Origin of the sequence: Paenibacillus sp. FSL L8-0638 (assembly GCF_038593075.1) — a bacterium.
Taxonomy (GTDB): domain Bacteria; phylum Bacillota; class Bacilli; order Paenibacillales; family Paenibacillaceae; genus Paenibacillus; species Paenibacillus polymyxa_D.
Genome location: NZ_CP151960.1, coordinates 4,169,431 through 4,195,429 on the forward strand (window position 1 = coordinate 4,169,431; position 25,999 = coordinate 4,195,429).

At 40.2% G+C, this 25,999-nt stretch carries 29 protein-coding genes; 10 read left to right on the top strand and 19 right to left on the bottom strand.

The annotated features are described in order from the left end of the window. Nucleotides 1–31: 31 nt before the first annotated feature. Entirely contained in the window at nt 32–904 is an 873-nt protein-coding gene (locus tag MKY35_RS18610) for an AraC family transcriptional regulator (RefSeq protein WP_039274329.1), read from the bottom strand. A 489-nt stretch (nt 905–1,393) separates the two neighbouring features. Here MKY35_RS18610 and MKY35_RS18615 point away from each other — a divergent pair, with 489 nt between their 5' ends. From MKY35_RS18615 to MKY35_RS18660, 10 genes are all read left to right on the top strand, one after another. Continuing rightward, on the top strand, nt 1,394–1,753 hold the full coding sequence (locus MKY35_RS18615; protein WP_322252154.1) for a stalk domain-containing protein: 360 nt from the start codon (nt 1,394–1,396) through the stop codon (nt 1,751–1,753). 103 nt (nt 1,754–1,856) lie between these two features. Further along, nucleotides 1,857–2,183 carry a hypothetical protein gene (locus MKY35_RS18620; RefSeq protein ID WP_342444487.1) on the top strand — a complete coding sequence of 109 codons (327 nt, stop codon included), beginning with the start codon at nt 1,857–1,859 and terminating at the stop codon, nt 2,181–2,183. Nucleotides 2,184–3,012: 829 nt separating this feature from the next. Beyond that, complete coding sequence (locus tag MKY35_RS18625; RefSeq protein ID WP_342444488.1) at nt 3,013–4,503, top strand: hypothetical protein; 1,491 nt, start codon at nt 3,013–3,015, stop codon at nt 4,501–4,503. A gap of 21 nt (nt 4,504–4,524) precedes the next feature. Then, complete coding sequence (locus MKY35_RS18630) at nt 4,525–5,622, top strand: pentapeptide repeat-containing protein (protein ID WP_342444489.1); 1,098 nt, start codon at nt 4,525–4,527, stop codon at nt 5,620–5,622. 17 nt (nt 5,623–5,639) lie between these two features. Continuing rightward, nucleotides 5,640–6,143 (top strand): DUF1629 domain-containing protein, encoded by a 504-nt coding sequence (locus tag MKY35_RS18635; RefSeq protein ID WP_342444490.1) that lies wholly within the window; start codon nt 5,640–5,642, stop codon nt 6,141–6,143. Nucleotides 6,144–6,154: 11 nt separating this feature from the next. Then, entirely contained in the window at nt 6,155–6,799 is a 645-nt protein-coding gene (locus tag MKY35_RS18640) for a hypothetical protein (protein ID WP_342444491.1), read from the top strand. A gap of 16 nt (nt 6,800–6,815) precedes the next feature. Further along, a complete protein-coding gene (locus MKY35_RS18645; RefSeq protein ID WP_342444492.1) occupies nt 6,816–7,208 on the top strand; it encodes a DUF4280 domain-containing protein in 393 nt (130 codons plus the stop codon). Between the two features lie 222 nt (nt 7,209–7,430). Continuing rightward, nucleotides 7,431–10,007, top strand: coding sequence for an HNH endonuclease (locus tag MKY35_RS18650; protein ID WP_342444493.1), 2,577 nt, complete (start codon nt 7,431–7,433; stop codon nt 10,005–10,007). Nucleotides 10,008–10,028: 21 nt separating this feature from the next. Next, the gene (locus MKY35_RS18655) at nt 10,029–10,478 is read left to right on the top strand and encodes an SMI1/KNR4 family protein (protein WP_342444494.1); all 450 of its coding nucleotides are present in this window, start codon (nt 10,029–10,031) and stop codon (nt 10,476–10,478) included. A 233-nt stretch (nt 10,479–10,711) separates the two neighbouring features. Next, entirely contained in the window at nt 10,712–11,011 is a 300-nt protein-coding gene (locus MKY35_RS18660) for a hypothetical protein (RefSeq protein ID WP_342444495.1), read from the top strand. A 5-nt stretch (nt 11,012–11,016) separates the two neighbouring features. Here MKY35_RS18660 and MKY35_RS18665 read toward each other — a convergent pair whose 3' ends face one another. The 18 genes from MKY35_RS18665 to MKY35_RS18750 form a co-directional block, all read right to left on the bottom strand. Then, nucleotides 11,017–12,639, bottom strand: coding sequence for a recombinase family protein (locus tag MKY35_RS18665; RefSeq protein WP_342444496.1), 1,623 nt, complete (start codon nt 12,637–12,639; stop codon nt 11,017–11,019). Nucleotides 12,640–12,729: 90 nt separating this feature from the next. Next, nucleotides 12,730–12,855, bottom strand: coding sequence for an SHOCT domain-containing protein (locus MKY35_RS18670; RefSeq protein WP_268819817.1), 126 nt, complete (start codon nt 12,853–12,855; stop codon nt 12,730–12,732). A gap of 62 nt (nt 12,856–12,917) precedes the next feature. Beyond that, nucleotides 12,918–14,069: a hypothetical protein gene (locus MKY35_RS18675; protein WP_342444497.1), complete on the bottom strand. Its 1,152-nt coding sequence runs from the start codon at nt 14,067–14,069 to the stop codon at nt 12,918–12,920. Continuing rightward, nucleotides 14,066–14,356, bottom strand: coding sequence for a hypothetical protein (locus MKY35_RS18680; protein WP_342444498.1), 291 nt, complete (start codon nt 14,354–14,356; stop codon nt 14,066–14,068). Before MKY35_RS18680 ends, MKY35_RS18675 begins: the two co-directional genes overlap by 4 nt. After that, nucleotides 14,356–14,667 carry a phage head-tail connector protein gene (locus MKY35_RS18685; RefSeq protein WP_342444499.1) on the bottom strand — a complete coding sequence of 104 codons (312 nt, stop codon included), beginning with the start codon at nt 14,665–14,667 and terminating at the stop codon, nt 14,356–14,358. Before MKY35_RS18685 ends, MKY35_RS18680 begins: the two co-directional genes overlap by 1 nt. Next, on the bottom strand, nt 14,660–14,878 hold the full coding sequence (locus tag MKY35_RS18690) for a hypothetical protein (protein WP_342444500.1): 219 nt from the start codon (nt 14,876–14,878) through the stop codon (nt 14,660–14,662). Before MKY35_RS18690 ends, MKY35_RS18685 begins: the two co-directional genes overlap by 8 nt. Nucleotides 14,879–14,975: 97 nt before the next feature. After that, complete coding sequence (locus MKY35_RS18695) at nt 14,976–15,806, bottom strand: P22 coat protein - protein 5 domain protein (protein WP_342444501.1); 831 nt, start codon at nt 15,804–15,806, stop codon at nt 14,976–14,978. A gap of 27 nt (nt 15,807–15,833) precedes the next feature. Then, the gene (locus MKY35_RS18700) at nt 15,834–16,451 is read right to left on the bottom strand and encodes a DUF4355 domain-containing protein (protein WP_342444502.1); all 618 of its coding nucleotides are present in this window, start codon (nt 16,449–16,451) and stop codon (nt 15,834–15,836) included. Nucleotides 16,452–16,858: 407 nt separating this feature from the next. Further along, the gene (locus MKY35_RS18705) at nt 16,859–17,245 is read right to left on the bottom strand and encodes a hypothetical protein (protein WP_342444503.1); all 387 of its coding nucleotides are present in this window, start codon (nt 17,243–17,245) and stop codon (nt 16,859–16,861) included. Continuing rightward, complete coding sequence (locus MKY35_RS18710; protein ID WP_342444504.1) at nt 17,235–18,542, bottom strand: phage portal protein; 1,308 nt, start codon at nt 18,540–18,542, stop codon at nt 17,235–17,237. The genes MKY35_RS18705 and MKY35_RS18710 overlap by 11 nt, the downstream gene beginning before the upstream one ends. Nucleotides 18,543–18,592: 50 nt before the next feature. Then, nucleotides 18,593–19,147 (bottom strand): DUF1643 domain-containing protein, encoded by a 555-nt coding sequence (locus tag MKY35_RS18715; RefSeq protein ID WP_342444505.1) that lies wholly within the window; start codon nt 19,145–19,147, stop codon nt 18,593–18,595. 1 nt (nt 19,148) lies between these two features. Continuing rightward, nucleotides 19,149–19,574 (bottom strand): hypothetical protein, encoded by a 426-nt coding sequence (locus MKY35_RS18720; protein ID WP_342444506.1) that lies wholly within the window; start codon nt 19,572–19,574, stop codon nt 19,149–19,151. A 122-nt stretch (nt 19,575–19,696) separates the two neighbouring features. Further along, the gene (terL, locus tag MKY35_RS18725; RefSeq protein WP_342444507.1) at nt 19,697–21,262 is read right to left on the bottom strand and encodes a phage terminase large subunit; all 1,566 of its coding nucleotides are present in this window, start codon (nt 21,260–21,262) and stop codon (nt 19,697–19,699) included. Between the two features lie 89 nt (nt 21,263–21,351). Then, on the bottom strand, nt 21,352–22,080 hold the full coding sequence (locus MKY35_RS18730) for an ATP-grasp domain-containing protein (protein WP_342444508.1): 729 nt from the start codon (nt 22,078–22,080) through the stop codon (nt 21,352–21,354). A gap of 180 nt (nt 22,081–22,260) precedes the next feature. Continuing rightward, on the bottom strand, nt 22,261–23,106 hold the full coding sequence (locus MKY35_RS18735) for a tyrosine-type recombinase/integrase (protein WP_342444509.1): 846 nt from the start codon (nt 23,104–23,106) through the stop codon (nt 22,261–22,263). 160 nt (nt 23,107–23,266) lie between these two features. Further along, entirely contained in the window at nt 23,267–24,010 is a 744-nt protein-coding gene (locus tag MKY35_RS18740; RefSeq protein ID WP_342444510.1) for a transposase, read from the bottom strand. Between the two features lie 64 nt (nt 24,011–24,074). Continuing rightward, complete coding sequence (locus MKY35_RS18745) at nt 24,075–24,236, bottom strand: hypothetical protein (protein ID WP_342444511.1); 162 nt, start codon at nt 24,234–24,236, stop codon at nt 24,075–24,077. 18 nt (nt 24,237–24,254) lie between these two features. Then, complete coding sequence (locus tag MKY35_RS18750; protein ID WP_342444512.1) at nt 24,255–25,520, bottom strand: DNA modification methylase; 1,266 nt, start codon at nt 25,518–25,520, stop codon at nt 24,255–24,257. Nucleotides 25,521–25,999: the final 479 nt, after the last annotated feature.

Below are 25,999 nucleotides of genomic sequence, written 5' to 3' on the forward strand. Positions count from 1 at the left end.
CAAGGGATACATCATAATCACACGCATTATTTTACTTTTTCAAGATTGGTATCCATATTTCACTTTTGAAATTCGGTGAGGTTATATCCTTATTCTCATTCCACAAGATTTCCGGGCCTTCTATTTGTTCATAGTTTGAGGATGGAAACCATTCGGAATAAATACGTCCCCACACATCTTGTAGCGCATCAGGAAATGATCCGATTGCTTCGAATACTGCCCATGTTGAGGCAGCAACTTTAAGTTGTGTTAGGTTATCCGGACACTCCTTTGTTGTTGCAACGCCAATATAGTGATCAAGCTCCCCTTTTTCCTCCATTCTACCTTCAGAAAAGTTCGTGGATGCACTAAGCAACCCCATAGGCTCGATATTAGAAATTCTTTTAAGATTATTGATCGTTTCACCATCTAAACTTTCCCACATCGCAGCAATCTCTGGATTGACTCCGTTGAAAATAATGGGAACTCTTTTTTGGATACCAACGATGCGAAATGCCCCTTTTTCTTCAATTCGATAGTTCATTTCACTTCCCCCTTTAATTGATAACTGGAAAGCCATTCGTGGATATGCTTTAAGTGAACGGCCATTAATTCTGGCTTCAGACGGCGTTAAGCCATGTAAATTTTGAAAAGCTCTTGCAAAAGAATCTGGTGAATTGTACCCGTATTTAATCGCGATATCTATGACCTTTACGTTGCTATCTTTAAGCTCAAATGCTGCAAGAGTGAGGCGTCTGCGGCGGATGTATTCTGATAACGTAGCACCTGCAAGAAAAGAAAACATCCTTTTAAAATGAAATTCAGAGCAGTAAGCCAGCCTTGCTACCTCTTTAAAGTCAATTTCGTTAGTCAGGTTTTCTTCAATATACTTGATTGCTTCATTCATGCTCTTAAGCAAATCCACTATATGACCTCCTTCATCAATAGAATAACAGTAGTTGAATGTATCCATCCGATAATTCCTGCACGATTATGTAGGGTCTATTCTTATTCATAAATTTAGTGCGAAAACATATATAACAGAGCCTATTCACCATATGTATCAGTTTAACCCCCAAAATTTTCCTCGTAAAAAACTTGATATCCTCAATTACATTTGAATCAGCATGTAGCCGATGAAACCATTGAGCTTCACATTCTGGCGTTTGAGTTACTTATCAGTAATAGATGGCTGCAAGCCCTTTTCCAGCAAGCGTTTGGCTGTCACGGAATTTTAAATCTGAAGTATTTTAATTTGTTATGTAATGGTAATATATGTAAAATTAGGTTTCTGTTGTGAGTAAGAAATGTTAGGGCAATTTCATTAAGGGGAACCTGTATAGCTAGCCCTCTAAACTGTAATTATTGGAGTAAAATATCTAGTGCAGTATAAATGAATGGAGGGCAATGTTATATGAAATTATGTAAAAGTATTGTTTTATTTTCTTTGATGTCCTTATTATTGTTTTCGTTAAACATGGGCAACGTAGATGCAAAAGCAACTGTCATTAAGGCTCCGGTGATTCTTAAAATAAACCAATATTACATCTTGTACACATCACCTGACGCGCCATACATCGACGGACAACAACGTTTTATGATTCCATTACGTGCAGTAAGCGAGTTACTTGGGGCGACAGTAAATTACGATGCGCCTAAAAAAACAGCCACAATTTCTTGGGATCACAAGAATATAGAAGTTACAATTAACTCTAACAATGTAACGTATAATGGAAAAAACACAAAAATTGATACTGTACCTGTTTTTAAATAAAAACAAGTTTTTATTCGATTAAAGATAATAAATTCAAAAAAAGTAAAGTGATTCCTATTTAGAGGGCGGCTACGATCCAAATACAATCCCCTTAAGCACGGACATGGATACCAATAAAATTCGCCCACTATCTTATGAGCTAACCTTACCGGGAGCTGGTAGCAGTTCAAAAATGGCAACATTATCTATAACCGCTCGAAATATATCTGGTAAGGATTTGAAATTAGGTAACGAAGACCTTCGACCCACTTTCATTACAGATATAAGCTACCAATATGATAAACAGGATAGAGATCGACCTGCAGTGCAAGTAGGAGCAACTTTTACGCGTACCTGGAACAAAATAGATCTTTCGTCTACAAGTTCTTCCAACAATTTTCAATCCAACCCTCTTAAATATATTGTAGCTGTCGGGAATACTAAAGATTAAATTAGGGGATCTAGAAGACCCTAGACATGTTTAGAACTATAGGAACATCAATTTCCAATAACTTCTCAAGCAAGGCATGCTGATATATTAAAATAAACGATTTTAAATCTATATAAAGGATTATTTAAGCAAAAGCACCCATACTTTACTGGGCGCTACTTGTAGCCCTCTTTGCCTTTGAGAATTATTTTGCGTAATAGAGAAGAACCTAAAGTTTAAACATAATGATGAAATCAGTGAATCTCACAATATGACAACACTACAGAACATGAGATAAGGAATATACTTCAGCTTTTATCGAATATAGCAAGATCATTGAATGAGATAAAAGCTTTTTATGATGAAAAATCTTGAAATAAAATGCTACACTTTCTAAAAATATTCAGCATCTCGCAATTAAGAGGGGCACGCCGCCCCTCTTTACTGTTTTCCCAGACATCTTCCAAGTTATTTGTCATTGTGCAATGCAGTGACAACCCTAAAACAATTTTTTGAATGCAGGAATATTCAAATTACTTTTCAACCCTCGTGCATCAATACTTCCTATCTCGATATATCACTACCACGCACTCTACATGTGTCGAGACGATGGAAAGAATATACTCCCTCTTACCACCTATTATATGCTTTTTTCTACTCTACATTTCCCTCCCGCATCACCTGCTTCCAAAAATACACATAGTAAATACCACAACGAATGGGTCATTCTGTAAACTAAATCTCTCTTTTAACCGATAAATACATATGCTGGATTTAATGATAACATTATATGCTAGCTGGGAATTTCAAAATGAGATTTACCAAAAACAACTACAAGAAGGAGACACACATGGAAAACACCGTGACTTATGGTCATATTGAAGTAATGCCATATGAATTCGTTCGCCTTCACGAACTTAAAATCCTGAAGACATTTAATGATCATGCCCGCATGATTTGCACAGGTATCATTTCGGAAGATAAACGAGAAATGTATGTACGGGCTTCCGATGAAGAAACTCAGGTCAAAGCTTTTGTCACGGATAAAAATGGAAATCGACAACCCTTGTTTCGAGGTATTGCCTTAGATGTGGAGGAAAAAGTCGTTCACGGGGTTCATTACCTAACCGTCGAAGCCATATCTCATACCTACGAGTTAGATATTAAGCGGCATCAACGCTCTTTCCAGAACCCCAAGCTCACCTATACGGGTCTGATCGAAAGTATTGTGTCGGATTACTCCAAAGCCGAAGCTATGGATGTGGTATCCCATAAGAAGCCTATCGGCACCTTTATCATGCAATACGATGAAACCGATTGGCAATTTCTGAAAAGGATGGCTTCCCACTTCTACTCCCCACTCATTCCTGCGGTGGGCTATGGAGTGCCGAAGTTTTATTTTGGCCTGCCTATGGGACTCAGCAAAGGAGAAATACAATCTACCAATTATAAAGTCACTAAACGGGTAGCGGATTATCAAACGGCCTCGGAGAACCATATCCCCGGTGTGCGTGATGCGGATTTTATCCAGTATGAAGTTGAAACGAAAAAGTTGCTAGAGCCTGGCTATGAAGTGACTTTTAAAGGCCACCTTTTGCTGGTCGCTGAGGTGCTAACGGAGATGAAAGACGGAGTGCTGACCCATACCGCCAAGCTGTCACCACGAAGCGGCTTACGTCCTATTAAAGATTACAATCGCTCTATTATCGGCGCTTCCATTCAGGGAAAAGTGCTGAGCGTTCGTCGGGACAAAATCCGTGCCAAGCTCGATATGGATGACCAGCAGGACCCAAATACCGATTACTGGTTCCCCTACTCTACGATTTATGCATCTGCGGATAACACAGGCTGGTATTGTATGCCTGAAGACGGAGACAGCATTCGTATTTATTTTCCAAGCTATAAAGAGGAAGAAGGGTATGCGATCAGCTCGGTTAAAAGAGAACCGCCACATTCGGCAGGGAAATCATCTGGAGCTGCGTCAGCAACCTCAGCGCATTCGACTGTATCTTCTTCGGCTCTGTCCGCAGCAACCCCTGCACCAGATCGAATGGCTGACCCTGCTATTAAGACGTTGCGGACGAAATATGGCAAAGAAATCATGCTAGCCCCGGATCAAATCGTCATCTCAGGTAATGGGATGTCCATTGTAATTAACGATAAAACCGGCATTGATATCGTAAGCGGAAAAAATGTAAACATCAGCGCAGGCTCTGATATCGTACTGGCATCTAGCAGTATCCAGCTTTCCGCTGGAAAAATCGAGTTATCCGGTAAAGGCAACACCATCACGCTGGAGGATACCACTACCTTATCCGGCACGGAAATCAAAATGAATTAATGAAAGGAGGGAATCAGGGAAGTGGATAAACAAGCGGCGCTAAAACAGATTTATGAACATGATTTTGTACCTCTTTTGGAAGAGAACTTACAGGCTCTTGAGTCTGAATTTCAACAAAATAAAACCATCCTCACAGCAGACCTAGTGTCCGCGTTTCGTGAAATGTGTCAGCTCATTAAGAACATGCAGGATAGAAATGAAAAAGCGCCACTCGGTTATATTCATTTCTCTATGTTGCGTACATCTATTTTAGATCAGATGTATCTCTATGTTATCGAAGCTTATTCGGACGAATGGTATTTCGATCAAGTCAACTGCACAGTAACATACGATGCCTCATGGGCCTTCCGTTCTCTAGTTTCCATCATCGATGTACTTGACCAGAAACGAAAACCCTATATCGGTCTACTGAATCGCTCGGATGTAGAACGAATGGTATTGAGCGCATCTCACTATTTTCATCAGTTTGTTGCCACTCTCTTGCGCTTAGCCGTTCACCAGATGATTGAAATGCCAGAGTATCAGTCCATCCAAAAGGCGAAGTGCTTATTCATCAGAACCGGTGAATTCAAGGATCAAAGTGAGCAGGTTTACGTCGAAGACCTCACACCGATACATGAGAATGACCTCAGACAACGATTACTGGACGAAGGCCAGACAGAGCACCCTTTTGAAAATGTAAAAGGCGTTACACTTCGGGATCTGCGAGTTGTGGAGAAAGATCTGCGCTACAGCGATTTTAGTATGGGAGATTTTTCAGGCAGCCAGTTTGTGAACTGCGTATTACTGGGGACATCGTGGAGAAGCACCAAGTTCAGGGGAGCCGACTTTAGTGGATCAATCCTGAGCGATGCAGACTTTTCGGGCAGTGACCTACAGCATGCACGGTTTGACGGAGCTAACGGTAACATTTTTCGGGAAGGCGGCTATCGAACGGGACTATTAGGGGTTCGCTTTACGAACGCCAATCTAGATGGCGCCAACTTGGCAGGAGTTGATTTCGGGGCTCAAGTCAACTTTGAGGGAGCCTCTATGCAAGGAACGATACTTTCTAAAGCAGATCAAGAACATTTCAGACTCAGCCCGTTGCAATTACAGACGGTTCAGTGGGTCGACTAACCCAGGAGGAGACATATTTGCAACGCTATTATGTACTGCTGGAGGATACCCGAATTCTTCATAAAATACAACCTTCCTCCTTACCCAGAAACACGTCCTTTGAAGAATTTCCTCCGGTACAAGTATTAGACATGACCATTCCTGTACATGGGGAGTTTTCGGATTGGTTGTCTGTATCTACAACTTTATTGTCCAACCCAATGAAACGTATCCTGGAGAAATATAATGTGCAAGCCCGCTTCAAACGAGTCTATTTGATCAACCGAAAAGACAACCAATCGGCACTATATTGGATGCCTCATGCCCCGGCCATGGATGTACTTTCCTCTTACGCTGAGTTCGACATACAGGGGCAATATATCAAGCGGCTCGTGTTAGACCATGAGAAAGTTAAAGGAAACCATTTTTTTACGGTGCAAGGCATCAGGGAACCCTTCTTTATCATCAGTATCGAGGTAGCTGAAAGTCTGCTTCGCCGTAATTTGAGTGGATTTAGGCTCCAACCCGTGGAGCTTGCTTAGGAGGAATATGGATGACAACAACGTATTGGGACGAAATCTTTCTAGATCAATTTAACGAACGCAAGTTACAAGAACAGTTACAGGCTGCGGGAGAAGAAGATTGGATGCTGTTATCGGTAGACGAATGCATCAAGGGAATATCTCAGGGAAGCTTGGTGCTACATAACGATCAAAAGATACCAATACAGGCCAGAGCAGCTTTTGCCGATCAAATGACGTTTCCCCTCCCCTACTCTTTCACAGAAACAACAGGATTCGACAAACAAGGAGGTCGGAATCCTCATCGGGTCATCTACCGAGACCAGGCACAAGGAGTTAGTTTGGGCTTACATTGGCGGGAAGAGCCGCTTCATCAGGAGCAAGTGTTATGGATGCAGCAACAACTGGCCCATAGAGCCAAAAAGCTTCAGCCAGACATGCAACTGATTGAAGAAAACCTGTTAGAACTGGAACAGGGACTTATCGCCTGTTATGAAGCTTTATTTATCGTCGATCCTCATCCCTACTATCAAATCGTATTTGTTCGTTCATGGCAAGGACGTGCATTCACAGGAAGTATTCAATTCAAGCTGGAGGACGCTCCGTTATGGCATCCCCTATCATATGCGATCATCCGCTTGATACATTTTGTAGAGCATAATCATGAAATGAGTTAGATAAGGAGGAAAGTCTATGTTTCTGCCGATCATTCTCCAAGCGCTAGTCTCTGGTATGTTAAGTGGCGAATATTCCTTTGTTACACGGGGTGCAACGCTGAAATGCACTCAAGGAACCGATCCTGGTGTCCTCAACATGATGATCGACCATGGCATATACAGTCAAAATGAACCGTTATTGAATGTTGCCGATGCCGTCTGTGGTGCCAATATCAGTAAAGAAGGAGCCTTTGGCTTTTGTAAAGTGACAGGAGACGTTTGTAAACCAACGATTCCGTTTGGTTCCAAATGGAGTGATGGCAAGGAAGATGTCCTCATCGAAGGAGAGCATGCACTGTTAAGTAAATCTACGCTGGTATGCTCTTGTGGGGGCATGATTTCCATTGAGCAAGACGGCCAGGAAGGATAGCTATTTTGTCGTAGAAAGGAATCATTTATGGGAGAAATATCAACAGGTTTACTCACCTATCAGGATATTCGATTCAGTTGGCCTTACGGTTCTGTACGCCTGAAACAAGTGAAGGTAAACCAGCAATTGGGTGATCACGCCAGACTCATCGTGACGGGGCAAATGAACCCCGAGCAGGAAGACACCATCATCCAAAAAAGCAGCAGTGACGATCCCGTTGAATTGTTATTTAAAGATGAAAACGGAAAAAAGCAACCCTTATTCAGAGGACAACTATATCATGTGGAAGTTCAACACGTACATCAAGACATGTATGTCACGATTGAAGCCATATCCCATACCTTTACTTTAGATACACAATTGAAGAATCGCTCCTTTCAGCAAGTCAATCGCAACTATACAGATATCGCACAAGAGGTGCTTTCTGATTATCAAGGTTCGGATATGCTGGATGAAGCTTTTGGCAAGAAGCCAACGGGGCAATTCATCATGCAGTATCAGGAGACGGATTGGACTTTTTTGAAACGTCTGGCTTCTCATGCTGGGGCTGTACTTGTCCCGAATATAACCGCTCATCGCATTCAAGTTTGGATCGGTATTCCTCAAGGACGTCGACAGATTGTTTTAAGAGATGTACCTTTTCGCATGCGACGACAGATTGCCCCGTATTTAAACAATGCCGCGAACGGAAGAGCAAATACTTCCGCAGAAGACTATACCAGCTATACCTTCGAATGGCCTGAAATGCTTCAACTGGGCGATGAAGTCAAGCGTTCTGGTCTTACCTATGTGGTTACCAAGAGAACAGGCATCATGACAAACGGCTTAATGACCTGGTCCTACGAATGTGTCTTGCCACAGGGTATAACCATCGCCAAAACGTATAATGAAACTATTATCGGCGCAGCGATTGAAGGAAAAATTCTAGATGTCAGCCGGAATCAAGTTCGCCTTCATTTGGATATGGATAAGCACCAGAATCCCAAAGATGCCCAGTGGTTTCCCTATTCCGCAGAAGGCAATCAGGTCTGGTATCTGATGCCGGAAAAAGACGCTCAGGTAAAACTGTATTTCCCAAGCGCAAATGAAGACGATGCTATGGTAGTACAGTCCGTACGACTTGACCCTCCATCCGCTCACTCGGCATCTGTTGCTTCTCCCAAAGGAGTAGATTCAGGCTCCATGCAACAGCACCATGAACAGACTATGGCAGATCCGGGAGTCAAATCCTTCCGTAACCCCCAAGGCAAATCTTTTACGCTGGGGGATTCCGAGCTGAATATGAGTGCCAAGGAAGGCATGCTGTATATCTCCATGAATGCTTCCCATGGCGTAAGTCTAAGCAGCACGCAGAGTGTACAGATTCAGGCCAGCGGCCATCTAGGATTAAATGCACAATCCATTACGTTAAAGGGGACAAAAGGATTATATGTAAACACATCATCGGATGCGATTGAGTTAAAGGAGAATGTCAATGCACTCAGCTCCAAAATTGAATTAAAAGCCTCTACACATAAGATGCATTCCCCACTGGCTTCAGCATTTGAAGCACAGGTAGCCGAACACGGATTGGAGCAAGTGAAGCAGAACAGAATGGACGCAAATAGTGATTCTCGCTGGAAGGGTGTAAGAGATGCAGTAACCTTATCCTTTATAGAATTGTTAATAGATGATGTTTTGGGAGAAGGCACTGCCGATAGATTTAAATATGGTGCCGATTACCCTGAAGAACAGAAACGACACCAAATTCAATATACAAAAGATCTTATCCAATTCAATAAATCTTGGGATACTGTTATAGATGATGCAAAGCAAGTTGGACAAAGTTATGTTGATCCTATGGTTAAAGGCGCAGAGACCCTTAGTATGGATAAGCTTACTACCTCAGCCGATGAAAATTATTATGCAGGTGTTTCTCAATATCATGGTGTTACACGCGTAGGGGAAACCATTATCCATATTGCAGAACTAGTTGAAGGAGTTAAAACACTCAAAAATATTGGAAATATAGTCAAGTCTAAAAAAATACCCATTACCGAATTTTCAAGTCAGTCTTCCAAACAATCGAGTATTTCCTCTGCCCCTATAAGTGCTGGGAAGTTTAAGACGAATTCGAGTATTGTCCCTAAACCGATTCAGCCCTTAGGGGGTTGGATAGCACAAATGGGCAAAAAAATGGACAGACAAGGTGCAAGAAAGAGTCCATTCAAGTTTGCACATGATGGTCCAGACCAAAGTCGACTTGATGTTCGTAAATCTACGAATGGACCACATGAGCCAGTAACACCTGAGAGACAAAAACAGATTGATGCGTTAAAATCAGGAGAGTACTCTGGTAAGAGTACTACGCTAGCAGGTGAAGTTAAAAGCTTCACTAAAGAGATACTTGCAACAAAACCTAAAAATTCGCGTGATCCAGCTAAGTGGCTAAAAAAAGGCGGAAAGATTACAATTGATAAGAATGGAACTTGGACCTATATAAATAAAAAAGGGCAAGCTGTAAGTTATCCTGGAGGTTATCCAGATTTCACACCTTATGCACATCCTAAAGTAGAACCTGTTAAGATTGAGATTGCATCACCAACAAATCGTCCAGCAGATTACAAGGCAGCAAACACCGAAGCCCGTTTGAGTAAAGATTCCGATCCGCCAATCTCAGCACAGAATAAGCCTCCTGAGGGTTACACATGGCATCATCATGAAGACGGAAAGACAATGATTCTAGTTGAGGAGAAAATACATGCAGAATTTACTCATAGTGGAGGAGTATCTAAAATAAACGGAAGAAATAGTAAATAAAAATTATAGGAGGATATAAACATGGCACAAATGGAAGGTTCACACCCCCCCCTCACATTAGAGGAAATTGAAAAATTTGAGATAGAGCATGATGTAAAATTTACTGAACAGTATAAGAAGTTCTTACAAGAGTCTAACGGAGGTTATCCCGTACCAAACATGTTTAAAATTTCAGATGAGCAAGGTGAAGATGTTTTAAATGTATTCTATGGTATAGGAGATATGTATAGTAACTTAGAGGATTATTTAGATATATATGAAGACAGACTACCACAAGGATTTATTCCAATTGGAAATGATCCTGGGGGAAATGTGATTTGTTTAGGAACAAATACAGAGTACTATGAGAAAATTTACTTTTGGGATCACGAAGAAGAGTCTGAAGATCCTGATGATATGAGTAATATGTATTTTCTTGCGAATACAATTTACGATTTTCTAGATTTAATGCACGAGGATTCTGAGCAATGATATGATAAGTCGTTTATTGTGGCCAACATAGCAAACACAAATTTATTTATAACATTTAAGAAACGCAAAGGCTTATTCCAACTTGATCTAATGAGTAGGAATAAGCCTTTACATGTTCAAAAACAGTAACTAAGTAACATAGCAAGCCACTTACTTTACAAAACAATGACTTGCCATCCCTCCCCATCAGAGTTAACATACACACACTTCAACCACGGGAGGGAAAACAAGCTATGTCAAATTGGCCAGAATGGTTTCTGGAAGCATTACGCCAGCGGTTTTATCAATTAGAACTCGCCAGTGAACAACAAGTTTCATGTTCATCAGAAGATGTGCATTTATTCACTCAAATGGATCAATTCAAAATGAATCAAAACGAGGATATCCAACGTCTACTATCTGAATGGGAAGAAGCTATAGGTTATCAACTAAGCCAGGATAAGCAATCCATCTACATGGAAGGAGTAAAAGACGGGATTCGATTGATCCTTCCCGTCATACAACCCACAGCTTTTGATCACTTTAGCCTATGATTCTGTTAGTCTAATATTTCATCTATGCTCATTCCACTTTTCAAGGTAAAAACAAAATGCGCTGGTGAGAGAATCGTGATCTTCTCCACCAACGCATTGAATAGGTTATCGTCAAATTGTTCCAGTATATCTTGCCGCGAGCTTAGTACCTGAATGATTTCATCGACTCGTTCCTTGATTTTTGCTTTCTGATCCTCTTCCTCCTCTAATATCAGCATCTGTTGTCGTAGCTTGTTTAGCTCGCTGGAAAGTCTGTTCGTCTCTTCATCATATACAATCTCATCAATCTGATTCCGCAGCTTGAGATTCACTAATTCCTTCAAGTCGGATTTCAATTGCTGCATCTGTCCTTCGATGTTCAATAGTGTTTCTTGCCCTACTTTTCTGGAAAGTACCGATTCAATATTGGCTTTCAGCGTTTTAATGAATCCTTTCTTATTCTTATACATCCGGTTGAACAATCGTACAAATGCAGAATGTAAAACTTGCTCATCAACCGATTTGGCATCACATGCTGCCCTACCTTCATTGACATACGTTTTGCATTGCCATACCACTTTTTTGGATGGATTATTGCTGTTCCAGGTTCGGCGTTTAAAAATGGCCCCACAGCATCCACAATATACTTTGCTACTGAGTGCATATTTACTGGAGTATCTTTTACTCTCCCCCATCACGCTCCCTTTCAGCTTGGCTCTCCGTTCCTTTTCCTTTTGTACCGCTTCAAATAGTTCCTTGGATACAATCGGTTCATGGTTGTCCTCTATAAAATATTGCTGCTCCTGTCCTTTATTTCTTATTCGTTTGTGGGTTAGAAAATCTACCGTTACCGTCTTTTGCTGAAGCAAAGCTCCGTAATATTTCTCATTGGTCAGAATTAAGGTAATGGAGGAATCCCACCAAGTATCCCCACCCGTGACTGTTTTAATGTGATCTCGCATCAATCCTCTAGCTATCGCCTGATAGCTTTTCCCATCCAAATATTCCTCGTATATACGCCGCACAATCTCGGCTTCCTTCTCATTAATGACCAGTTCACCATGTTCATCCTTATCATAGCCGAGGAAGCGGTTCGTGTTACAGAAGACTTTGCCGTTTTGGAATCCACGCAATATTCCCCAACGGCTGTTTTCCGAAATATTCCGACTCTCATCTTGTGCAAGGGAACTCAGGATGGTCAGTAATACTTCACCTGTTGTATCCAGTGTATTAATGTTCTCTCGTTCAAAGAATACAGCCACTCCGAGACTTTTAAGTTCCCGTACATATTTCAATAAATCCAGTGTATTCCTAGCAAATCTCGAAATCGACTTAACCAGAATCAGATCCAGTTTACCGTTTCGAGCATCCTGTATCATCCGATTAAAGTGCGTTCTATTTTTAGTGCTAGTTCCGGTGATCCCTTCATCTGCATAAATATCAGCCATTTCCCATTCCAAGTTGTTTTGAATGTACTTTGTATAATGATTGACTTGATTGGTATAGCTCTCCTTTTGCTCCTCGGAATCTGTACTGACCCGGCAATAGGCAGCGACTTTCTTCTTTTGAATCGATTGAATTCCCTCTACGATATCCAACGTTTTAATGGGAACGATCACGACTTTTTTGGCGGTTGCGGCTTGTGACATAGGTGTTTCTCCTTTCGATATCTTCTTTATACGGTCACATGGTATAATGCTTACGGCACATCATCAAGTCCATTTCTGCCCATGTTATAGCTATTTGAAAGACTTTTTATTCAGCTCATCAATCGCTATAAACTCTTCTTCTGTAATGACATGTTGTAATCTCAATTGCTTCAATAGGCTTAGACTCAGTAGATAATCAATAGATTTTCGTTGCATATGTATGTGCTCCTTTGAAATAAAAATGGCTCACCACGAAGGCAAGCCGATAGATACAAAGCTTAGAATAAACTCTTAAGACTAATGTTCTTTTCTGTGGTAATGCTAGGATCGCTTACTAAAGTGGCAGTCAGTACAAGGGCTTTATTGTCCGCTCCACTACTGCTTCCAGCTTTCACCGTCACACTATTTCCTGTACTCGCTGTTATGCTTCCCATGATCGGAGTTGAACCATCTTGATTCCGTAGGCTCCATTCTACCGACTGGTCGAACACTTCAGTACCATGGTCATAAATATGACTAACGTATGAGGAGCTTTGGCCTGTTTTGAGGATGGGAATACCAGTAATGGCTATCGAATAGATATGCGTTCCCGTTTCGACAACTCTCATTTCAATCGTACTCAGTATCGTAGGGTGATATGTTAATTTTACGGTGATACTTACTTGGCCCAAAGCGATGCCCATAACCCGACCTTGCTGATCTACACTAATCACATTCGGATCACTGGATATATAGGTAATCGCCGGATTGGCTATCTCATTTCCATTATCCGTAGCAGTCACATTCAACTGTATTGTTTCGTTTAGAGGTACATGAGCTATCGTTCCCTGGTGTATATGTAATGCGTATGTATGAGCAATTTCGTACTTCCATCGGTCTGCAATGTTATTTTCCACGTCATCATAAGCTGTATTTATGCTATCTAATGTGCAGCTTAACTGGATGATGCCATTCATCGTGCGATCCATTCCAACTATTTTAAACGGCTGATGAGTCATATAAAATCGTTGACTTAACCTAATACCCCTCGTATCTGCGTTGTCCTGTACAGTAACCATAATGTTTCCATCTGGCATGGAGATAACTTTACCTGTTTCCGTTGAAAACGTTCTGGCTTCTACCACAGCATCAAACCATTTCACTTGTCCATCACAGTTTAAAGCTAGCCGTTGATTACACTTTCTCATTCTGCCTCGACAAGACTGTTCATTTCGATCCACCTGACTAGTAATTAAATAACGTTCATAACGATAATCCACGATATCACCTGTATGTAATGGTGTTGCTGCACGAATAATTTTTTCATCAGTCATTTGAATGATATCCGTCGCATCCCGGATCAGAGCAAGCTGCTTTACACTGTTGATATGCACAAGTTTGCCTTTCTCTCGTAGGAAGAAATCAAGCATCGGCTCTAAGCTCCGTGTCATTTCTCTACCTCTAATGCAAAATCTGCCTTACAGCGATACAGGTACAACTCCACATAATCACTCCATTCCTTCTTATCCAAAATAATAAAGACATCCTTGCCAATTCGAACATAGCCGTTTAATTGCGATAAAGATTCTAATGGACAGAAAGCTCGATATGTCGTCTCTAGTATGTAACCATCTTCAAATGAAAAACTTTTGCGATAAGGTTGTACATCTGCCATCACTGACAGAACAGGGTTGAAATGAGTATCATCCAAAATTTCCAGCTTCGTATCATAGAACATTAATCTGTCCCGACCTTGATTTTAGGTGAAGGAAGAGCAAGCCGGATACTTGTCGGAATGCCTGTTTCATAGGTAGCTGAGCGTTCACCTTCCTGCTTATCTATTAGACCAACCGAATCCCTATTTTTAAATAGATATACAGCATAATCGACCATAACGTCATCATATTCCACTGGTAGTGTTACCACGTTACAATAACCCAGAATATTTCCTCTAGCTTTATTCAAATAGTGGATCAGGATATCATCCTTGGATATATCTATTAGCTCTATGCCCAAAAACCGTTTAAGTAAAATCAATGAATCATTCATGTGCTGTCTCCTGTTCCTCCTTTACCTGCTCCTTCCCGGTACGCTTCATGCTCTTGGTAGCTTGTACTTTCGTTTGGGCTGCTTCTTGCTTAGTCTCATTTGGTTGAGATTCCTCCACTTGCTCATAATGCCCACTAGCCTGTAACCGCAGCATTAACTCCTGATCTGTGACTTCCCATGTGCAGCCTGTCTCTTGATTCAAAAACCACATCTTATCACCCTCCAAAAATGAAATTAAGGGTATCCAAAACGGACACCCTAAACGTGTTTCTTCTATTATAATGTGTTCTCATATCATCCACTTGCAATTAAGATTTATTGGCTGTGAGTACAGTGAGAGCTTCCGGCTTGATACATTTAGCACCGAATACCTGCAAACCTTTCACCGCATCTGAAAATTGCTTCTCTGGTCTGAAGGCTTCCACTGAATCCACTTGACCCGCAAACGATATGGCGCTCTTATGACCCGCAATAATTTTATACTTGGCTCCTCCAGTATTCGGCACATTGTTGGATTTGTAAACCGTCATGCCATCGATATCTCCGACATAGCCTGTGCGAATAACATTCGGGTCTTTCGTGAAACGAGCATCCTTCAAAAGCAAGCCATAGTACCATGCAGGAACCACCACAAATCGTTCCGTTTCAGGCACATTGTTCTCATCCAATAGTACGCCTAAATCAATCAGTAAATCATAGGCTGTATCTTTCGTTGGAATTATAGGCGTTGTATCATTACCGATTGTATTCTCAGCTTTAACCTCCGTATAAAATCCAGCAAGATACTGATCCACCACATTGGCGAGTCCATAGGAGGCTTCCACGATTCCACCATCTAGTAGATTTACATTCGCTTGTGCAGCATCGACATCATCCACCTGAAAATTAAAATACTTCGCCTGGTCGATCACCAACGTTTTTTGCGTAGCATCTAGTTCCTGTGGATTTCCGATACCTGCCGCTTTATCATAATTGCCAATCGTTACCGCTCCAATCGAATTGATTTTCACTGTGGAACCTTGACCTTTAATCTCACCTTCATAATCAGTGTTGACCACATTACCGTACACCAGGTTCTTTTTCAAACTTTCATTTAAACGTGCGCTCCAAATCGTAGGAATAAAATTCTGTACTGACATATCTATTCACCCTATCCTTTTCGTTTATTATTGTTTGTTTTGTAATGCTTCTTTGACTTGATCCCAATGCTGATTAATCTCAGTTGGCGACATGCCTTTGATTGAATCCAATGTAAATGTTCTACCTGTTGAATTCGCAGGAGGTGTATAGCCATCTCCTTTAAGTCGTTGCTCGACTTGCTGTTGAATTGCACCTTCGAGTGATTGTTCCAACACAGCTAAATTTGCTGTCGTCGCTTCTTCATCTGCACCAATAAAAAAATCCACTAACGGGAGTGGAAGTTTCTTTTCGGATGCAATTTTAATCGCTTGGCTGGTTAACCGTTCACGCTGCTTCTCCAGCTTCATATTTTCGACTTCAGTACGTAGTTTTTCAACCTCGATATCTTTCTCATCCTTAGCCGGGAATCGCTTCTTGATCTCAGCATCCACTGCACTTTCCAAATGGTTGGCTTTCCACGTTTCAAGCGATTTAGCTGATCGTTTGTCCACTGTGCTATCGAACCAACTTTTTGCTTGCTGATTAGATTGGATGTATTGCTCTACCCCTTCCACGCTATACGGATTCAAACCCTGAAGATACGTTTGCCATTCCTCATTCGTTTGGTTTTCTTCAATCAACTGCTTCATTTGTTCTAAATTCATTTTCATTAATCTCCTTTATTGCCCATTCGACTCACAGAACCGAACACGCTTATGTATGTATTGAATTGAGCCGTTTAATGTCATGCTCAGGACAGGGATGTAACGCTTTAGAAATCACAAAAACGAGGAAAAGGTACAAACATACCAACTCCCCACTTTTACCTATTTTTCATCCTTTGTTTACATGGCTTTTTGACAGCCTAAAGCGTTACATCAAGCCTATTGTTTGCTTAAACTTCTGAAACGTATATGTATGCTGGAACCGTATAATATTGAATATCATGCTCAGTACAATAATGTAACGTATTAGAAAACGCAAAAGTGATGAAAAGGTACAAGCATGCCAACTTCTCATTTTTGCCTATTTTTAACCCTTTGTTTATAGGGATTTTTCCACCTCTAAAGCGTTACATCAAGCCGTCTTTTTGTCTGAACTTCCGAACACGTATCCTAGTACTTTCTTTTCTCGTTTTACCTCTGCATTTATCACAATATTTCTGACGATTCGAATTTGCCAAAAATGTTCCTCCACAACGTGTACAGCTCACTTTCAGCTTCGCTGTTTTAAATTCAGATTCTACATTCCGCTCAGACTCATATTCTTGCTCCAGCTTCTCATCTATTGGTAGCACTCCATGTTCAAAATAGGTACAACGGGACAAAGAATCATCTTGAGCGAAAAATACACATGGACCATCCTGTAAACAGCAATAGTTTTGAATACCGTGCTTTGCTCCAAGATAGCATGCACAATTATTCTTAACCAACCGCTTGATACTATTTTTATTCCGCATTCGATTTCTCCTTACTCACATCTGCTAATCGTTGCTGCTCCGAATGAAATTTATTGAATTCCAGCTTCGGATTCTCCACAAACGGTAACAGTGTCAGCAATGTTTCCTGTGAGACCACTTCTTTCAGCTTCACAATCATATCAGCCATCCCAACCAAATCTGTCGGCAAATTACGAGTAAACTTCACCGCAATGTCTCGGTAATCATATTGAACGCCTTCTTTAATTTTCAAAAAAGTGAAGAAATTTCGTAAACGTTGCTTGATCGCCTTTTCCATTAACGCTTCACGCATTGCTACTCGATTCTCCAAATTCAATAGCTTATTTCGCAGTGCCAAGGAAGAGGTATTACTGGCCCAGTTTTCATTAAAGTTGACCTGATCCATCATGTCGAAGATTTTGCGTTCAATGTTATCCAACTCATTCTTCACAAAAGAATCGTTTATCTCCTTCGTAAGCCAGCTTACCTTCCCTCCAGCCGGAACTTGAATAATGCCCATCTTCTTCATGTTTAATAGATCTTCAGCTTCCAGCTTTGCATTCTCAATCACAAGATAGGCGTTGCGATGATCTGCGATCTCATTGACCAAATCGGAATTCAGCGCATTATAGGCATCAAATAAAGAAATCACATCCTGGAACCCGCTTTTCCTCTCCGTATTAGCTGGACAGGAGATAAGTGGGACTCTTCCAAAGATATGATTATGTTTGCCGATATATTTTAATTCAGGTGCTTGGTTTTGCTTACTCTGATTGTTTTTATCATCACTGCCGATTGTATAGTGTAGAATTTCATGATCAGTATACACGTCCAAATACACTTGCTTATCAAAACGTTTCGTAAATTTATGTAGTCCTAGTAGTACATTTCGTTCTGCTGTTCCATCTTCCTGTACATAGGCATTCAAAGGGGATAATACGGTGGCTGAAAATTGACCATCGGAGTCGATATAGTTCAACTCAAAGCTCTCGCCAAAAATTTCGGATTGTTTCCGAAGTTGCAAATTATGCTCCTTGTCCCAATGGCTCATATGTACATCTATATTATGTATAGCTTCATCCTGATCCGACTTGGACACATAGTTTACTGGCTTACCGAGCAGATAGCCGACTTCGTTATCTACAAATTTACGTGGGAAATTGAAGATAAGCTTTTGATTGCTTCGACTTTCTTGCATCGCATAGTTCTTAAGAATAGCATGCTGACCATTGTAGTAGTCTGCATATTTCTGTTTGGCTAATGCAATCGAGTGAATTTCATTTAGACATTCTATAATGATTTGTTCGGTTATTTGCATTGTATAGTTCCCCTTAAGATTGGTATAAAAATAACCTCCAAAGGAGGCTATCAGTCTAATCTATATAACTGCATTTCATAATTTGGAGGATTATCTGTAATATACATACTTAAATGCGCTGGATTATATACTTTCTTACGTTTATCTATGAATTTCACGCTATACACTCTATCATCTGTAATTCCTGCGTTTCTAATTATTTGTTTTACTGCATTAATTCTATTTTGATACTGATTCTTAATCCCCCAGGCTATTATCAACCGATAGGCATTCTTTACTTCCTCAAAAATATATTGATCATTCTCCACGAGGTATGCGTTTTTTAAATTAATCTCCAACATTTGGGTATCTTTAGTTATTAAAGAAAATAAGTTGAGTATTACAACCTCGTTACATTCATCTCTAACACCAATATTAGATGCAAGTCGATTTGTCTTGTCAAATAATAACTCATCAGAATAAGTTGGATTTATCATAATAAACACTAATTTTCGTTTGCTTAATTTTGTTCGAGTGGTTGAATATTTTCTTCTTAATACAAATCTATGGAGCTCATCATCTGAAAAAATACTCTCAACTGAAATATTACCGTTATAAGTTTTCATACTAATTTCCTCCTCCAACTGCTAACTCCGGTTGAATATAAAACTTGTTTCTACTACCTTGGATCTCAATGTAATTTTCCCAAACGAATAGTTTCCAATGCTCTCCAATATTTGGCGTGTATACTATAAGATCGGGTGTCATTTTTTCTCTTAGATCTTTAAAATCGCAATAATAAACTTTTCTTCCTTCTAGTCTAACAGCCAAAACGGGTATATCTGCTTCGTCCAATAATTCAACTTGAGCCATCCTCAAATCAAACCATCCACTACCTTTAACATGGATTTTTGAACTTGGAGTGCATACAACAATTCGTTTTCCATTACTCATACCTTCAAACATAATCTGTTTCCTTGTAATATTAGTTAGTTTGCAGTTATATTTAATACTAAGAGTTTCTATAATATTATCTTTATCAGGAACCGTCATATTCAATCCCCCATATACCGTTTTTTTCATCATAACATAGAAACATGCAGACAAAACTTAACAAAAATTTATAACTTATAACTATCTTGAAATTAATCACGATCAAGTGTCGATTGCAGTCATTAAAACAACAAACTCCTATCATAAAATTTCAGACTCTTCACAGACTGAATTAATTGAACAGCCCCATATAAACTATCTGGCGCGTCATCATATGTACAATTTCGATTGTAGTCCTTCACCTGATGATTGTACCTGAGGTTATCTGTATTAAATAGAATATGACCCTTCTTCACTTCCGGCTCCAAGCTCATAATACGTTCATGCTTCTGCCCCTTGGAATGCACACTTTCTACGGGTGTATGTATCTTCGCCTTCCATAGCTCTTCTTCAAACTTTTGCTTCATATAGCTTTGCGCTTGATTGACTTCAAATCCCAGATTATCTACAGGATAAAGCTTCAATTTTTCAATAGCCACTTGGAACAAATCATCCGGCAACAGTTTATAGATATTCCCGTCAATCACATACATTTGCTTCGTCTTTCGGTGCTGACCAATAATTGAAATAGCCGAATAGTCATTTTTCTTCCCTGCTTTAATGGCTGGATCAATATACATCGCCATTTCCATGTCCTCAAACTCAGGCAACCTGTCCCAATACATGAGATTCTGAAATGTGTATTCGTCTGTTGAACGCGGATCGTTTTGTAACTCTTTAAAAAATGATTTTTCACCCATAGCTTGCTTCTTGCACATCAAATAATAATAGTCCAAATACTCGCTCCACAGGATTTTCGTACCCTCTAGCATTTCTTCTTCGTGGGCCATAAAGAAAGACAAAGCCGTATTGATTCTGTCCTCGTCTTGCAAGTTATTATATTGTCGTTCCCACTCTGACCACAGATCATCCCGTTCTGAAAATTGAAGCACGGCTGCTTTACGGACACTTCGCACACCAGGGATTTTACCTTTGAGCAGATCGGCCATAATATCTTCTTCGTTCAAAATCGTTCCACAGATTAGAATATTCGTATCCCTTGTGCCAATAGGCAGAATGACATCCGTAAACGTATTTTTAATTTGTTCTCGCTTGGCTTCGGATCGTGCGGTATCTTCCTTGAGCAAATCATCCATTAAAACTAGCGTAGGACGATGATGCTTATAGTGAATACCTCTTAAGCTACCATCTATGCCACGAATCATAATGCAGGAATCCAGTCCTCCTTTACTCTTTAGCCATATTTCATTGTTGTTCCAGCGGCTCCCTTTACGAATCCCAAAATCCTCAATCAGCATCTGATTGGTTTCCAGCTCATCTTTGATCATATCGAGGAATGGAAGAGCAATTTGTTCTGTCGCAGATATAATCAATGTAAACTGTGATTTATCATATAAAGTAGCATACAACGGAAATAAAAAAGAACTGATCGTTGACTTTCCATGCTCCCTTGGGAGTCCGAAAGCTGTGATCAGTCCTGTATTCGCAAGCATATGTCTTAATTCCGTGAATAGCTCTTTGTGAAACTTGCCAAATACTCGATCAAAATATTTAGGGAAATAGGCCAATGCAAAAAATTCAATGTCCATCTCACCGATAAGCTTTCTTAGTTCAGAGAAAGAGAACGTTTCGATCAGTTGTTTCATTTTGGGCGGCTTGAAATGCTTCTCCATATACTGCTTAAGCAATTCGGTTTGGCGTTGTTGTTCATGGTTTATCGTTTCAATGGTTGCGACTCCTTTTTATTGATTTGATGTATTCATTTCATTGTAAAACTTTAAAAATCACACTCATCTATCGTACTGGTCAACTCAGCCCATCTGGCCGATAGCAACTTCGCATAGTCCAAAGAAAACAATCCATAATGTCCTAAGGAATAACCGTCATTAACTTCTACTAATAATGTTTCTCCTTTATCTGTTAATCCAAAATCCACCGCATACCCTTTAGGAGCAGCTTGGAATTGTGAGACCACATTTTCAACTACCTTATAGTCAAAGTGTGCTCTCCAGTTTCCTTTATACCTTCGAATGTCTAATATCTTCCCATACCGAACAAAGCATCTCCACTCTGCCACAAAATTCACAATGTCTGCACATAATATTTCCGGATCTTCACCATATGTACTGCAGCCGATTAAATCCTTCGTGCTTCTAACGACAACGCCAGTAAACTTTTTATCCTCGACAGGCTTAATAAAAATATTCCAGTTCTCAGGGTTATTTGCTATGACACTTAGTTTAGACTTCCAAATCTTTCTGCCCAAGTAAGCTGTTAACTCTTTCGGATAATCAATTTCAGATGCAACAATGTCATGTATATGGAGTGCTGTTCGTACATCATCCACATAGCTAATTACGATATCTTCTTTGTTATGATCAGTTAGCTTATTTATATTTTCAAAATAACGTATTTCAAATCCCATCTGCTTAAATCCATCAAAAGCTGCATAAAAATTGTGATTTGCAATTTCATGATCAAAACCCTTTCTAATATATACCTTCATAAAGACCTCCTACGCATACATTTCCGATGTGAATCTCTTACTCTTATTCAAACAATACAGTCAGCCCTAAAATAATTTCACCACAAATTCATCGCAAAAACTTCTTCACTCTTTGCTGGCGGCTCCGTTTTCACCGTTGGAAGCCCCCCCCTGCTAAGCAACGATAAGAAGAGTGGCTCATTACCACTCAATATTCGACAAAGCCATTTCCATATCCTGCTGTGTTGTTAGGGTATAGATATTGGTCGTTGCTACATGATCATGTCCAAGGATTTGCTGGATGGTCGTCAATGGAGTCGTCTTTACCAGCTTATAGCCAAGCGTATGCCTCAGCATATGGGGTGTGACCTTCACATTGATCCGATTCCCATACTTGTTCAGAATCAAATTTATCGCATTTCGTTCTAATGCTCCACGCTGCCCCATACATAGATATTCTGATTCTACTTGTGGCCTGACTTCGAGATACCTGCTAATCGCTTTTCGCACATCTTTATTGATCGGTATGGTTCGGAAGGAGTTTCCCTTGCCAAGTACCTTCAATAATCCTTTGCGTTCACTTATTTCAATATTCTTCAGCTTGATACCAATCAATTCGCTTACCCGTATCCCTGTTCCCAGCAACAATTCAATCATACAGATATGCATCCGATTGCCCATACGGTGAATTTCATTCCGTAGCTTCCACAAATCCTTTTCTGCTAACCCTTTGTATTGCCGAACAACCTTGTTCCTGACCGCTTCGATATGTATCTCTTCCTTAATATAGCCTTGTTGGTTCATCCACTGGGCAAATACGTTGATACTGGCGATCTTACGATTGATGGTCAGTATAGCTTGATTGGTGCTTTGCAGATATTTTTTGTATTCCACGCCGTCCAATTCAATCCACTGATCCAGTCCATATTCCGTTTTCCTTTGATACCAGGTTATAAACAGCAATACGTCCCTAATATAACAGGAAACCGTATTTTCGCTTCGATCCTTGCTCCGTAAATGCGCTTCAAACCCTTGAATATACTCCATATTCGCCCCCACCCTTCGCTTTGTGTGTCACATCATACCGTTGATGTGGGGCAAAGTCCACTCCATACATAACTTATCTTATGCACTGAGTTTGGGCAATTTTGGGGCTGATTCAGGGCTGAAACTGGCGTTTATCTATACAAATACTGACGGCATAACGTTATGACTGTGAATCATCCGGTTCTACGTATCCGTCCTCAATCTCGACTGATTCCTCGATAGCTTCATAGTCTGCATCTACTACATCGGCTTCAATCATATCCAAAAATAGCTGCTTCCGTTCTTGTTCCAGTGCCTTCGTATTCACCACCAACTCACGGCGATCATTCCATTCGTTAGGTGCACGGTTCTTTAAGTAGAAGATCATCGCTGTCGGATTGGGAGGCTGATATCGTTTCACTTTCTCGATGCGTGTCTTCTTTTTTCCATTTTTGTCCTCTTCAATAATCGTTTTAATTTCTTCATATTCATATCCCGTAGCAGCTTTCAATAGTGAATTTTCCACGTGGGATATAGGGACAGATCTGCTCCATTTGACTAGTTCAGCCAGCATCGGATGCTTATCTATATACTCGTACCAAGTCGTTTTACCTATATCGAGTTTCTTGATAATGTCCTCCGCATTCACGCCTTCTTCGAACCATTGCTGAATCTCCGCTAATCTAGGATATACATGTGTTTCCCATTTAGTTGGACGCTCCAATGCTTCAGCAAATTTAGGGTGTTTCCTTCTATAATCGCCTAATGTCCAAATATGAATATTTAGCCGTTTCGCAATCTGCTCATCTGTGGCTCCTTCACGTACCCAAACGGGAATATCCTTCAATCTTGGCACAACAAATTGATCATACTTGGTCAGTATCTTTGGTTTATTTCTTTTGGGCTTGTCATTGTTTTTGCTCATTAACTCACCTCCATCACGAAAAAAGGGAACAAGCCATAATAGCCCATTCCCCATATGTATCAGCTTACCCTTCCAATTCAGCCTCGTAGAACAACTCGATATCCTCAATCACCTTCTGAATCAACTCATTGTCCTCCGTAGCTTCCTCAGTTCCCAGCACATTTACCTTTTCGGCTTGCATGCCCTTCAGGAATCGAACCACCATATTCACTTTTACCTTACCCAATTCAATCACCCTTTCGGTTTAGTCAGCACATGATACCTCTGACCTTACCGACTCAGCAACAACTTCTTGGTAGCTCACCTTCACTCCATCTCGAATCAAATATCCATCGCTATTATCGCCAACGTGGGCAATATATCGACTTACAATCACATCTACATATTTGGGATCAAGCTCACTCGTATAGCAAATCCGATCTGTTTCCTCACAAGCAATCAACGTTGAACCTGAACCACCAAATGGATCAAATACGATATCACCAAGTTTACTTGAGTTTTTAATCGGATAGCTAATCAAGGGAATCGGCTTCATCGTGGGATGATACTCATTGCGGAAAGGACGATCAAATTGCCATAATGTCGTCTGCTTACGATCACTATTCCAGTAGTGTCCACCTGTCGGCTTCCAACCATATAATACAGGTTCGTGCATCCAGTGATAATCGGCATGTCCCATTACCATTGCTTGCTTTGCCCATATACAACATTGAGACAGTTTGAATCCGGCTTCAATAAATGCCTTCCTAAAATTCAAACCTTCACTATCTGCGTGGAACACATAAATACTTGCTCCGTCATCAGCTATTTCATACATTCGAGTATAGGCGGCCAATAGGAAATTATAAAACTGGTGATTGTCCATTTTATCGTTCTCTATTTTCAATGCATCCTTGGTTTTACCTGTATAATCCACGTTATAAGGTGGATCAGTTACAATAAGCTGAGCCTTCTTACCATCCATCAATGTTGCGATATCCTGCGGATTAGTCGAGTCACCGCATATGAGCCTATGCTTACCAAGTAGCCAAATGTCACCTTTACGAGTGATCGGATGTTCAGGTAATGCTTCATCTAAATCAAAATCATCTTCCTCATCCACCATTTCTTCATGTAATGTATCCAGCAACTTCTCACACTCGCTCATATCAAATCCAGTTAGAGAAAGATCATAATCAGCTAGTTTTAACTCTTCCAGTTCCTGCGCTAACAATTCAAAATTCCAATCTGCATACTCAGCCGTTTTGTTATCGGCTATTCTGAAAGCTTTGACCTGTTCTGGTGTTAAGTCATCGACTAATATAGTTGGTACTTCCTTTAGTCCAAGCTTCTTAGCTGCTAACAAACGAGTATGACCTGCTATGATTTCATGATTACTGTCAATCAGAATGGGATTTTTAAAACCATAACTCTGAATACTCGTTGCTACATATTCTACAGCTTTCTCATTATTTCTAGCGTTTTTTATGTACGGATTTAACTTTTCTACGTTTACGAATTTGATTTCCAATCCACTTGATCCCCCTTTCTAAACTCGTTTTTAAAAAGACTGCAATCCACATCCAGGTGTAAACCACACCAACTACAGTAATAAATCGTAATATTTCTATGATTATTGCTTGTAACATTAATAGCATTCATATTTCTCCTCTCTAAATGAAAAAGGAACCCTAGCCAGTAGCCAGAGTTCCCGTGTAGCCTAAATTGTAAATCTGCTCAATGTGTCACGTGACACATTTTACTCTTTGTAAGTTCAAGTCCTCAATTCGTGTGGTTTAAAATTTTGAAAATATCAGCCTACATTCAGCAAGATTAATTTCTATATGTAAATCAAAAATTTTAAAACGATATTCCTAGCCAGTTAATAATATGACTTGATTATGTGTATGAATTCTGCTGAATGTATATATAATCTATTTGTGGGATAGGGGAAACTCTCCAAATATTTTCCTTCGTTTCGCTTGAGCTGCACTTCGGACAAATATTTGC